The organism is Promicromonospora citrea, from assembly GCF_013004695.1.
Classification (GTDB): domain Bacteria; phylum Actinomycetota; class Actinomycetes; order Actinomycetales; family Cellulomonadaceae; genus Promicromonospora; species Promicromonospora citrea.
Map to the genome: position 1 here is coordinate 1 of NZ_JABEMG010000134.1, position 11,688 is coordinate 11,688.

Genomic DNA, 11,688 nt, shown 5'->3' on the forward strand with positions numbered 1-11,688 from the left:
ATGAAGCTCAACGCGACCGCCGAGATGGAGGCCATCTCCTGGCCCGGCTTCGCGGACATCCACCCCTACGCCCCCGCCGACCAGACGCAGGGTTACGCCGAGCTCGTCTCCGCCCTGGAGGCCCAGCCGGCGACCCAGGCGAGCAGCAGCAGGTCACCGAGCACCTGGCGCGCGCACCGCGCGGGCGCTGCCGCGTACAACCTCATCCGGACCTCCGACGACGACGGGTGGCACGCCGCACCGTACCGGACATCGGACCCCGACATTCGGGGCACGCCGCTCCCGATCTGTGGTTGCATGTGCGCGACCTGTTCCCCGAAGCGGAGGTAAGACCCCATGGGTGCCGACACGACTGCCGACGACGAGCTGACCCGGACGTTCGTCGAGTTCGACGGCGACGGCGACGGCCGTATCACCGCCGAGGAGTTCCGCCAGGCCATGGCCTCCCGCGGCGAGGAGACCAGCGACAAGGACCTGGAGCAGATCTTCGGCAAGGCCGACCACGACAAGGACGGCCGCATCGACCTCGCCGAGTTCACCGAGGCCTGGTACGCCTGACCCGCGGGCCCGGGAGAGCGACGCGCGGACGGCGACCCGGTTGGGCCGCCGCCCGCCCGGCAGGAGAAGATGGCCCACGTGACGAAGCGCGAGCAGCCCCAGGTCCGTGACCTCAACCTCGTGCGCACCTTCCGCGAGGTCCGCGCGGGCTCGGGGTCGACGACGACGGAGCTCGTGCGCGCCACCGGCCTCTCCCGGCCGAGCATCAACTCCCTGGTCTCCGAGCTGACCGACCTGGGCTGGGTCGTCGCCGTCGAGCCGGTGCCGAACGGGCAGGGCGGCCGCCCGCCGCAGCGCTTCCGGTTCCACGCCGAGACCGGCCGCCTGCTCGGCATCGACATCGGCGTGCACCGCGTCAGCGCCGTGCTGACCGACCTGGCGGGCACCGTGCTCGCGGGCCACGAGCTCGCGCTCGAGCCGGCCGCGCCGCCCGCCGAGCGCCTCGCGCGGCTCGACGTCGTGGTCGAGGTGGTGCTCGCTGCCGCGGACGTGACCCCCGACGCCGTCTGGTCCGTCGCCGCCGCCGTCACCGGCCCCGTCGACGCGCACGGCCGCACGTCGATGGTCAGCCCGCTGCCGAGCTGGGCGGAGGTCGATCTCGTGGGCCACCTGGGGCGCCGGTTCACGTGCCCGGTGCAGGTCGAGAACGACGTGAAGGTCGCCCTCCTCGCCGAGCACGAGTGGGGCGTGGTGCGTGGGGCGCGCGACGTCGTCTACATCCTCGCCGGCCTGCGCACCGGCGCGGCGGCGCTGGTCAACGGCCGGATCGTGCGCGGGCACGGCGGCGCGGCGGGCGAGATCGGCGCGCTGCCCGCCGTCCGCTGGCTCAGGGCCCTCGACGGGCTGCAGAGCCACCCCGGCCTGCCGGCGGAGCTGCCGGAGAGCGAGCGCGCGGCGTGGACGTTCCGGCGCGCGCGGCAGGGCGACGCCGACGCGCGCGAGCGCGTGTGGCAGTACGCGCGGGACCTGGCCACGGGCGCCGCCGCCGTGGTGCTCACGCTCGACCCGGAGGTCGTGGTGCTCGGCGGCGGCAGCACGCCGTGGGCGGACCTGTGGGGCGCCGAGTTCAGCGCGATGCTCAGCAAGAGCGTGGTGCGCATGCCCCGGGTGCTGGTGTCCTCGCTCGGCGGGGACCACGTCGCCCGTGGCGCCGTGCGGCTGGCCATGGGCGACGTGGAGCGCCGGTTCTTCACCGACGGCGTGCGGCCGGCCCGCCGGCCGGTGGCGGGGCAGGGCGCGGAGCGGGCTCAGAGCGGGTAGAGCGCCGCCCCGCCGTCGACCGCCGGGCCGAAGTCGACGACCCGCTCCCCCACCCGGTACGCGTAGCGGCCGAGCCGCTCGGTCTCCGGCGTCGTGGTGAGGAACGCGCGCAGCGCGGGCAGGTCGCCCGGCTCGATCCAGTCCGGCGGGTCGGAGACGGCGCGGAACGCCGAGAGCACCGCGCAGTCGCGCAGCCACTGCATCTGCTCGTCGCTCAGCAGGTTGCGCCGGCGGCGGAAGTAGACGACGTCGGGGTCGAGCCCGACCAGCCCGCGCATCCAGAGCCGGTTGACGCCGTTGACGAGCGCGTTGCGCGCCATGGCGTCGGACGGGTCGTCGCTCGCGTAGTTGTCCCACATCGGCGCGACGTCGGGCCCCGTGCGCACCGCGTTGAGGACGCCCAGCGACGGGAAGACGGGCGCGCCGGACCCCAGCAGGTACACGTCGGGGCCGACGGCGTCGCGGATCGCCTGCAGCCCGGCCCGGTAGGCGGCCTCGCGGTCGACGTCCTGCGCGCGCGCCCCCGCGACGGCGCCCGCGTTGACGAAGTCGAGCTTGAGGTAGGTGAAGCCCCACTCGTGCACGATGCGCGAGACGGTCTCGACGACGTGCTGGACGGCGTCGGGCCGCGTGAGGTCGAGCGCGTGGTAGTGGCTGCCCCAGTTGGAGCCCGCGCGCACCGGCACGCCGTCGGCGTCGCGCAGGAGGAGCTGCGGGTTGCGCCGCGCGAGCCGCGACCCGGGCAGCGCGATGAACGGCGCCACCCACAGACCTGGGCGCATGCCGTGGTCGGCGATCAGCGACGCGACGTCCGCCATCCCGGCGGCGAACTTCGCGTTGGGCGTCCAGTCCCCGACGAGCTCCTCCCAGCCGTCGTCGAGCTGCACGGTGTCGAAGCCCAGACCGGGCAGCCGGGGCACGATCGCGTCGAGGTCGGCCCGGGAGACCGTCTCGTACAGCGAGTACCACGACGACCAGACGGCGCCCGGGTCGGCCTCGAGCACGCCGTACCGCTCGGCGAGCAGGTCCCGGTAGCGCGCGAACACGTCCTCCTCGCCGCCCTCGAGCAGCACCCAGGTCGCGCGCCGCCCCGTCTCGGTCCAGGCGGCGAGCACATCGCGGTCGGCGTGCAGCCGGGGCGTGTCACCCTCGAGGCAGCCCAGGAGGTAGGTGGTCGTGCTCTCCGGGCCGCCGGGCCCGCTCCCCGTCACCGCCAGCAGCCACGACGAGTGGTGCCGCAGCGGGTCGTCCCAGCGGGTGTCGTCGGCGGTCTGCCGGCGGCGCGGGTCCGCGACCCGCAGCGGCGGCCCGTCGAGCGGCCGCCAGCCGGTGGGCGACCAGGAGTTCTGCCCGTTGCGGTAGACGTCGCCCGTGGTGAGCCCGTGCAGCACGGACACGCGCGAGGCGTCGAGCCAGGTCTCGGCCACCCCCGGCCGGGCGGGCGAGGCCGCCCGGCCCGGCCGGGTCGCGAGCACCGTGCCCTCCAGGCGCATCGGGACGGTGGGCAGGGTCGCTGCGGTCATGCAGGTGCTCCTCGGGGTCGGTGCGGGGTCGGGACGGGTCGGGGGGTTCGCTGGGGGCGGTTCACTCGGGACGGGTCACTCGAACAGCGCCTCGACCGCCGCGTCCGCCTCGGCGAGCCGCTGCGCGGGGTCGGCGCCCTGGGCGATCGCCTGCATCGCGTCCTGGACGATGGTGTTCACCTCGGCGGCGTTGTTGAACGCGGGGACCGGGAACGTCTCCCCCGCGTCCGCCACGCCGACGAACGCCGACGAGTCGTAGCCCTGCTCCTCGCGTGCCGCGAGCGCCGCGTCGGTGCCGGAGGGCAGCGCGGGGAACACGAGCCCTGCCTCGCCGACGACGTCCTGGCACGCGGGCGAGGCGAGGTACTCGACCCAGGCGAACGCCTCGTCGGGGTGCTCGGTGCCCGCCCACACCGAGTCGGCGAGGCCGTTGGTCGCGGCGGTGCGGCCCTGCGGCCCCTCGGGCACGGGCGCGAACGCGAACTCGACCGGCGCGTCCTCGCCGAGGTAGGCGGACGCCGTCCACGAGCCGGTGACGGTGGTGGCCGCGGTGCCGCTGGTCATGACGGCCTCGGTGCCGAGCGTCGACTGCTCGTCGAACGGCGGGGCGTACCCGTCCTCGATGAGCCCCTGGAGCCAGGCCGCCGTCTCGACGAGCGGCTCGGACTCGAAGTTGAACGTGGTCGGCACGCCTTCGTCGTCGCTGAACGTGAAGCCCGCCGAGTGCGCGAAGTTCCCCCAGCCGTTCTGCCCCACGGCGCCGTCGGCCCACTCGGGGTAGTAGCCGTAGCGGACGACGTCGTCCTTGTCGTAGTCGGGGTCGAGGCCCGTGCGGCCCGAGCCGTCGAGCGACAGCGCGCGCACGAGCTCGCCGAACGTGCCGCCGTCGTCGGGGTTCCACGTGAGGGCGGCGAGCTCGTCGGCGTCGAAGCCGGCGTCCTCGGCCGCCTGGGCGTCGTAGAGCAGGGCGACGGTGTCCCAGTCCTTCGGCAGGCCGTACCGCTTGCCGTCGAGCACCCACCGGTCGGCGAGGCCGGGCTTGAACGCCTCGAGGTCGACGTCGGAGGCCGCCACGCGGTCGGTGAGGTCGAGGAGCTGGTTGTTCTGCACGAACTGCAGGTAGTACGAGATCTGGTTGGTGAACACGTCGGGCGCGGTGCCCGCGGTGATCTGGGTGCTCAGGTTCTGCCAGTACTGGGCCCAGCCGGTCTGCGTGATCTGCACGGTGACGTCGGGGTTCGCGGCGTGGAAGTCGTCGGCGCACTGCTGGTAGAGCGGCAGCTGGGTGTCGTCCCAGAGCCAGTAGTCGATCGTCACGGGCCCGCCGGCGGCGTCGTCGCCACCCGTGGAGCACGCGCCGAGCGTCAGCGCCGACGCGGCGGCGAGCGCGGCGAGCGCCGTGGTCCTCCTGGGCATGGTTCGGGGCATGGTTCGGGGCATGGTCGGTCCTTTCGTCGAGGCGGCTACTTGCCGCCGGAGAAGTTGAGGGACTCCACGAGCTGGCGCCCGAGGAGCACGAGCAGGACGAGCACGGGCAGCACCGACAAGGTCGAGCCGGCCATGAGGCCGGTCCAGTCGGGCGCGGTGTTGGGCGACTGCTGCTGGAAGACGCCGAGCGCGACGGTGAGCACGCGGGTGGCCTCGGAGTTCCCGGCGACCAGCGGCCACAGGTAGTCCTTCCACATGCCGACGAGGGTGATGAGCGCCATCGTGGCGAGCGGCCCGCGGCTCATCGGCAGGGCGATGCGCCAGAACCGGCCGAGGCTGCCGACGCCGTCGAGCATCGCGGCCTCCTCCACCTCGCGCGGCAGGGACAGGAAGAACTGGCGCAGGAAGAAGATGGTGAAGGGGCTGGTCAGGATCGCCGGGGCGACGAGGCCCACCATGGTGTTGAGCAGACCGGCCTCGCGCAGCAGCGCGAAGTTCGGCAGCAGCGTGAAGATGCCGGGCACCATGAGGCCCGCGAGCACGACGCCGAACAGCGCGTCCCGCCCGGGGAACCGCAGCCGGGCGAAGGCATAGGCGGCCGCGGCGCACGACAGCGTCTGGACCACGGCGACGGACCCGGCGTAGAGCAGCGAGTTGGCGGTGTACCGGACGAAGTCGATCGCGGCGCCGGTGCCGCCCGCCGCGACCGCCTCCTCGACGGTGGTCAGACCGAGCACGCGCCGGAAGTTGATCAGCGTGGGGTCGCTCGGCCACAGGAGCGTCGCGTCCTGGACGAGGGCGCCCGCCGGGGTGAGGGCGGTGCGCACCATCCAGTAGAACGGGAAGACGGTCACCAGGACGGCGACGCCGACGGCCAGCCAGGCGACGACGCGGCCGGGGCGGACGGGGCGGCTCATGCGAGGTCCGACCGGTCGGCCCGCATGAGGCGCAGCTGCACGTACGTCAGCGCGCCGAGCAGGACGACGAGCAGGACGGCCACGGCCGAGGCGTAGCCCATCTTGTAGAAAGAGAACGCCTGTTGGTAGATGTAGTAGTAGATGACGCGCACCTCGGGGATCGGGTTGTTGCCGTAGCCGACCTGCACCAGGTCGAACACCTGGAACGACCCGATGAGCGAGACCACGAGCACCAGGGCGAGCACGGGCCGGATCAGCGGCAGCGTCAGCCGGAAGAACATCCGGGTCTCGCCGGCGCCGTCGAGCGCGCCGGCCTCGTAGAGCTCCGCGGGCACCTGGAGCATCCCGGCGTACAGCAGCAGGGCCGTGTACCCCAGGCCGGACCAGACGGAGATGACGACGACGATCCACAGCGCCGCGTCCGGGTTGAAGAACGTCACGCCCGTGATGCCCACGGCGTCGAGAAGGTTCTTCAGGTAGCCGACGTTGGCGTCGAGCAGCCAGCCCCAGATGAGCGCGATCGCGACGTTCGGCACGAGCCACGGCAGGAGCAGCAGCGAGCGCACCCAGGTGCGCAGCCGCAGCCGCTGCATGAGGGCGGCGAGCCCGAGCGCGAGCACCAGCATGAGCACGAGGTTGGCGACGGCGAACACCGCGGTGATCCGCAGCGAGGTCCAGACCTGCTCGTCGGCGAGCAGCGCCCGGAAGTTGTCGGCGCCCACGAACGCGGGCTCGTTGAGCAGCGTGAAGTCGGTGGTCGCGTAATAGGCGCCACGCAGGGTCGGGGACACGTAGAAGACGGCGAACCCGGCCAGCGCGGGCCCCAGCAGGAGGGCGGCGGTCCAGACGTCGGACCGGCGCCGGATCACTCTCGGCATCTCTCTCGGCATCGAGAACCTTCTTTCCGGGCCGCATCGGGCCCGGGGTTAGGCAAGCAGTGTGACATAGTTCTGTCAACCCTCTTGCATAACCTGCTCACCCCCTGCTGTCATGGAGGGGTTCCCGCCCAGCAGTCAGAGAGGACTGTCGATGTCCGCACGCCTGTCAGCACGCCTGTCAGCACGCACGGCACCACCCCTGCTCGCGGGCGCCCTGGCGCTCGCCGTCGCCCTCGGCGGCGCCGTCGCTGCGTCCGCGCACCCGGGGCACCACCCCGACCGGCCCGGCCACCACGGCCCCCGGCCGCTCACCACGTCCGTGACCCTCGAACCGACCGCGGCCCTGGCCGAGAACCCGCTCAAGGGCTTCCTGCCGTTCGCCCCCGAGCCGGGAGCCACGCCGGACGTCGCCGACCCCGACTTCCCGCACACCCTCGAGTGGTTCTACCTGCCGGTGAACGCCGTCGTGACCGGCGAGGACACCTACGACTGGACGCGCGTGGAGGCCTACCTCGACAGCATCGCCGCGCGCGGCCACCAGTCGGTCCTGCGGTTCTACCTCGACTACCCCGGCCGGCCCACGGGCGTGCCCGACCACCTGCTCGGCCCGGGCGGCATCAGCCAGGAGCGGCGCTACGACTTCTGGGACAACGACGGGATCAGCTTCTCCCCCGACTACGACGACCCGCGGGTCGTCGACCTGATCACCGACTTCATCGCCGCCCTCGGCGACCGCTACGACGGCGACCCGCGGATCGCCTACCTCACCGCGGGGCTGGTCGGGTTCTGGGGCGAGGACCACACCTACCCCATGAACGGCCTCGTCGAGCCGAGCAACCCCGAGGGCATCGACTGGATGCCGTCGCAGGCCACGCGCGAGGTCATCTGGGACGCGTGGGACGACGCCGTCGACGAGACCTGGCTCCAGGCGCGCTACCCCACCGGACCGGTGGCCGAGCACGGGTTCGGGCTGCACGACGACTCGTTCGCCTACGCGACCCTGCCCACCACGGACTGGCACTTCCTGTCCCAGGTGCAGGCAGCGGGCATGGACGAGGCGTGGCGCACCGTGCCGATCGGCGGCGAGCTCTACCCCCCGCTGCAGGCCTGCATCTTCTCGCAGCCGCTCGACTGCCCCGACGCCGCGCAGGAGATCGCCGACGGCCGCGACTACGACGTGCCCGGCGCCACGACGGCGTCGCACGCCACGTGGATCATCAACCACCAGGCGTGGGCGACGGGCTACGACGCCGACGACCGCCCCCGCGCCGTCGCCGCGGCCGCCGCACTCGGCTACGACCTCACCGCGACGCAGGCGACCGCGACCCGGCAGGGCGGCACGGCGACCGTGTCGGTCACGCTCGCCAACCGCGGCGTCGCGCCGTTCTACGGCGACTGGGCGGGCGAGCTGGTCGTCCTGGACGACGACGGCACGGTGCTCGCCCGCACCGCCGTCGACCCGGAGCTGCCGTCGATCCAGCCCGGCCAGAGCCGCACCGTGCAGGCCACGCTCACGGGGCAGGACCTCGCGGGCGGCACGGTGGCGTTCCACGTGCCGAACGTCATGCCGGGGGGCGCCCCGCTCCGGTTCGCGAACACGACCCAGGACCAGGACCAGGACGGCTACCTGACGCTGGCGACGCTCCCCTGAGCCGGGCTCCGGGACCTCCCGTCAGGCGAGCGCGCCCGCCAGCTCCCTGACCGTGTCCCGCACCGCGTCACGGGCCCCCGCGAGGTACTTGCGGGGGTCCGTGACCTTCTCGTCCCCCGCGAGGTACCGGCGCACCTGCGCCGTGTAGCCCACGTTGAGCGCCGTACCGACGTTGATCTTGCGGATGCCCGCCGCCACGGCGGCGCGCAGCCCGTCGACCGGCACGCCGGAGGACCCGTGCAGCACGAGGGGCACCGGAAGGCGCTCGGCGAGCCGCGCGATGAGGTCGTGGTCGAGCCGGGCGGTCGCCGTCGTCATGGCGTGCGAGCTGCCCACGGCGACCGCGAGCCCGTCCACGCCCGTGCCCGCGACGAACGACGCGGCCTCGTCGGGATCGGTGCGCACGCCGGGTGCGTGCGCACCGTCCTTGCCACCGATCTCGCCGAGCTCGGCCTCGACCCACAGGCCCTGCGCGTGCCCGGCGGTGGCGAGCTCCGCCGTCGTGGCGACGTTGTCCTCGTAGGACAGGTGCGCGGCGTCGACCATGAGGGACGAGATGCCCAGGCGCCCTGCCTCCGCGACCACGTCGCGGGCCAGCGCGAGGTCCTGGACGTGGTCCAGGTGCACCGAGACCGGCACGTCGGCCGCCGCCGCCACCTCGCGGCAGGCCGCGACCAGCGCCGCCATCCGGCCGCCGTGGAAGCGCACGGCGTTCTCGCTGACCTGGAGGATGCCGCCCACGCCCGCTGCCGAGAGCCCGTCGGCGATGCCCTCGGCGTGCTCCAGCGTGATGACGTTGAAGGCGAGGACGGCGCCGGGCCCGCCGACGAGGTCCCCGGTGCGCGCGAGGGTCACAGGACGCCCGCCGGCACGGGGGCGCGCAGCGCCTCGGGCAGCAGGTCGCCGTGCGCGGCCGTGAGCTCGTCGCACAGCGCCCAGACCTGCTCGGGGGTCAGGGTCGACGCCGTGTTCGGGTCCATGAGCGCGGCCTGGCGCACGAGCAGCGGGTCGCCCGTGCGGGCGGCCTCGACCGTGAGCCGGCCGACGGAGACGTAGGCCTGGTTCACGGCGGCGCACTGGACCGGGAGCGCGCCCATCGCGACGGGCGAGAGCCCGTCCCCGTCCACGACGGCGGGCACCTCGACGACGGCGTCCTGGCCCAGGTTGTCGATCAGCCCGCGGTTGGGCACGTTGACGTGGATCTCGCGGCGCGTGCCGGTGACCAGCGAGTGGATGATCTGCGGCGCGTACTCGCTCGCCCCCTCCTCGAGCTCGAGGTCGCCGCCCGCGGCCAGCGTCTGCCGGGCGCGCTCGAGCTCGGCGAGGTTCTCGTGGCTGATGCCGACGTACTCCAGCGGCTGAAGCCGGTACCGCTCGATCTGCTCGTCCGAGCGCAGGAACCAGGACAGGTACTCCGAGGAGTGCTCGCTCGTCTCGGTCGGGTAGTAGCCGATGCGCCGGAAGATCTCGACGCGCACGCGGCGCTCGAGCTCCGGGTCGGCCGCGATGCGCTCACGCAGCAGCGGGTACAGGTCGCGGCCCTCGTGCTCCCACTCCAGCAGCCACGCCTGGTGGTTGACGCCGGCGGCGCGGTAGCGGGTCTCCTCGACCGGCACGCCCACGAGCTCGGCGAGGTCGTGCGCCGTCCAGTAGACGCTGTGGCACAGGCCCGCGACCTTGAGCTCCGGTGCGACCACGGACAGCCACCACACGTTCATGGCCATCGGGTTGGTGTAGTTGAGCAGCCACGCGTCGGGGCACAGCTCCCGCATGTCGGCGGCGAGCGCCTCGAGCACCGGGAAGGTGCGCAGCGCGCGGAAGATGCCGCCCACGCCGGTCGTGTCGCCGATGGTCTGGCGCAGGCCGTACCGGGCCGGGATCTCGAGGTCGCGCTCCGTGGCGGGCACGCCGCCCACCTGGATCATGTTGATCACGAAGTCCGCGCCGTCCAGCGCCGCACGGCGGTCGGCCGTCGCGACGACGGTCGCCCGCCCGCCGAGCTGCCGGTCCACCTGGCGGGCCGTCGCCTCGGCGACCTCCAGCCGCTCGGGGTCGATGTCGTGGAGCACGAGGCGTGCGTCCGCGAGCTCTGGATAGCGCAGGACGTCGGCGACGAGCTGCCGGGTGAAGACGACGCTGCCTGCGCCGATGAACGCGATGCTGACCATGCCGACGATCATCCGTGGGCCCGCGCGAGGTGTGCAAGAATGCGATCAGATTTCCCGGAAAACGATCAATCAGACTGAGCGATTCGAGAAGGGATCGGCATGGCGACCACCGTGGAGCCCGGCCCCCGCGCCATCTCGCACAAGCGCACCGAGCGCATGATGCGGGTCCTGACCTACGTCAACGCCCACGGCACCACCCGGCTCACCGACCTGGTGCGCGAGCTCGGCGTCTCGTCCGCGACGATGCGGCGCGACCTGGCCGCCATGGAGGACCAGGGCCTGCTCGTGCGCACGCACGGCGGCGTCCGCGCGCTCGACCCCACCACCGAGGTGCCCGTGCTCCTGCGCGACAACCGGTTCCGCGACGCGAAGTCGCGCATCGCGGAGCACGCGGCCTCCCTGCTGCCCCCCGGCCGCTACTCGGTCGCCATCAGCGGGGGCACGACGGCGGCTGCCGTGGCCCGCGCGCTGTCCACGCGGCCCGACCTCGCGATCGTCACCAACGCGCTGACCACCGCGACCGAGCTCGCGTCGCGCAGCAACCTCAAGGTCATCATGACCGGCGGGTTCGTCCGGTCCAGCTCGTTCGAGGCCGTCGGGGCGCTGGCGGAGAACACGTTCAACGCGATCAACGTCGGCACCGCGTTCCTGGGCACCGACGGCATCAGCGTGCGCGGCGGCGCCACGACCCACGACGAGACCGAGGCGCGCACCAACCACGCCATGCTGGCGCACGCCGAGCACGTGGTGGTCGTGGCTGATGGCTCGAAGGTGGGCCGCGTGACGCTGGCGAAGGTCGCCGACCTCGAGGAGGTCGACGTGCTGGTCACCGACTCGTCGGCCGACCCGGACGCGCTGGCCGCGATCGCGGCGGCGGGCGTGGACGTCCAGGTGGTGCCCGACTAGCCGGAGACCGTCACCCGGCCCGCCAGCCGGCGGGCCAGGTCCGCGTCGAGCACCGCGGCGCCGGGCACCTGGGCGTTCGCCGTGCCCGTCGCCGTGGCCAGCGCGAGCGCCGCGGCGAGGTCGTCGCCGCGGTCGAGCGCGACGAGCAGCCCGCCGAGGAACGAGTCCCCGCTGCCCACGGGGAAGCCCCCGGTGTGCCCGTCGAGCGTGGTGCGCAGCACCCGGTCGCCGTCGGTGCCCCAGGCGCCGTCGGCGCCGTCGGTGATCACGACGAGCCCCCCGGTCCGCTCGCGCACGGCGGCGAGCAGGTCGGGCACGGGCGCGTCGCCGCCGACCAGCACCCCGGCCTCCGCGCGGTTGACCTTGACGAGGTCGGGCGCCGCGCCGGGGCCGCCCGCC

The 11,688-nt window shown here is 73.6% G+C and carries 12 protein-coding genes; 5 read left to right on the forward strand and 7 right to left on the reverse strand.

The annotated features are described in order from the left end of the window. The 3 genes from HLB15_RS23835 to HLB15_RS19420 form a co-directional block, all read left to right on the forward strand. The coding region (locus tag HLB15_RS23835) for a hypothetical protein (protein WP_212760117.1) at positions 1-330 on the forward strand (330 nt) is incomplete at its 5' end. 6 nt (positions 331-336) lie between these two features. Continuing rightward, positions 337-558 carry an EF-hand domain-containing protein gene (locus HLB15_RS19415; protein ID WP_171107736.1) on the forward strand — a complete coding sequence of 74 codons (222 nt, stop codon included), beginning with the start codon at positions 337-339 and terminating at the stop codon, positions 556-558. Between the two features lie 78 nt (positions 559-636). Next, positions 637-1,818 carry an ROK family transcriptional regulator gene (locus HLB15_RS19420; RefSeq protein WP_212760118.1) on the forward strand — a complete coding sequence of 394 codons (1,182 nt, stop codon included), beginning with the start codon at positions 637-639 and terminating at the stop codon, positions 1,816-1,818. On the opposite strand, the gene HLB15_RS19425 is transcribed toward HLB15_RS19420, so the two are convergent. From HLB15_RS19425 to HLB15_RS19440, 4 genes are all read right to left on the reverse strand, one after another. Next, positions 1,806-3,341: a glycoside hydrolase family 36 protein gene (locus HLB15_RS19425; protein WP_171107739.1), complete on the reverse strand. Its 1,536-nt coding sequence runs from the start codon at positions 3,339-3,341 to the stop codon at positions 1,806-1,808. The genes HLB15_RS19420 and HLB15_RS19425 overlap by 13 nt on opposite strands. A gap of 75 nt (positions 3,342-3,416) precedes the next feature. Then, a complete protein-coding gene (locus tag HLB15_RS19430; RefSeq protein WP_171107741.1) occupies positions 3,417-4,757 on the reverse strand; it encodes an ABC transporter substrate-binding protein in 1,341 nt (446 codons plus the stop codon). 47 nt (positions 4,758-4,804) lie between these two features. After that, positions 4,805-5,686 carry a carbohydrate ABC transporter permease gene (locus HLB15_RS19435; RefSeq protein ID WP_171107743.1) on the reverse strand — a complete coding sequence of 294 codons (882 nt, stop codon included), beginning with the start codon at positions 5,684-5,686 and terminating at the stop codon, positions 4,805-4,807. Beyond that, the gene (locus HLB15_RS19440) at positions 5,683-6,576 is read right to left on the reverse strand and encodes a carbohydrate ABC transporter permease (RefSeq protein WP_171107745.1); all 894 of its coding nucleotides are present in this window, start codon (positions 6,574-6,576) and stop codon (positions 5,683-5,685) included. The genes HLB15_RS19435 and HLB15_RS19440 overlap by 4 nt, the downstream gene beginning before the upstream one ends. 139 nt (positions 6,577-6,715) lie before the next feature. Here HLB15_RS19440 and HLB15_RS19445 point away from each other — a divergent pair, with 139 nt between their 5' ends. After that, positions 6,716-8,215, forward strand: coding sequence for a DUF4832 domain-containing protein (locus HLB15_RS19445; protein WP_171107747.1), 1,500 nt, complete (start codon positions 6,716-6,718; stop codon positions 8,213-8,215). Positions 8,216-8,236: 21 nt separating this feature from the next. Here HLB15_RS19445 and HLB15_RS19450 read toward each other — a convergent pair whose 3' ends face one another. Together HLB15_RS19450 and HLB15_RS19455 are read right to left on the reverse strand one after the other, a co-directional pair. Continuing rightward, on the reverse strand, positions 8,237-9,070 hold the full coding sequence (locus HLB15_RS19450; RefSeq protein ID WP_171107749.1) for a class II fructose-bisphosphate aldolase: 834 nt from the start codon (positions 9,068-9,070) through the stop codon (positions 8,237-8,239). Beyond that, positions 9,067-10,383: an alpha-glucosidase/alpha-galactosidase gene (locus HLB15_RS19455; protein ID WP_171107751.1), complete on the reverse strand. Its 1,317-nt coding sequence runs from the start codon at positions 10,381-10,383 to the stop codon at positions 9,067-9,069. The genes HLB15_RS19450 and HLB15_RS19455 overlap by 4 nt, the downstream gene beginning before the upstream one ends. Before the next feature lie 99 nt (positions 10,384-10,482). On the opposite strand from HLB15_RS19455, the gene HLB15_RS19460 reads away from it, so the two are divergent. After that, positions 10,483-11,289 (forward strand): DeoR/GlpR family DNA-binding transcription regulator, encoded by an 807-nt coding sequence (locus tag HLB15_RS19460; RefSeq protein WP_171107753.1) that lies wholly within the window; start codon positions 10,483-10,485, stop codon positions 11,287-11,289. Here HLB15_RS19460 and HLB15_RS19465 read toward each other — a convergent pair. Then, the coding region (locus tag HLB15_RS19465) for a PfkB family carbohydrate kinase (protein ID WP_249360387.1) at positions 11,286-11,688 on the reverse strand (403 nt) is incomplete at its 5' end. The two genes, HLB15_RS19460 and HLB15_RS19465, sit on opposite strands and share 4 nt — an antisense overlap.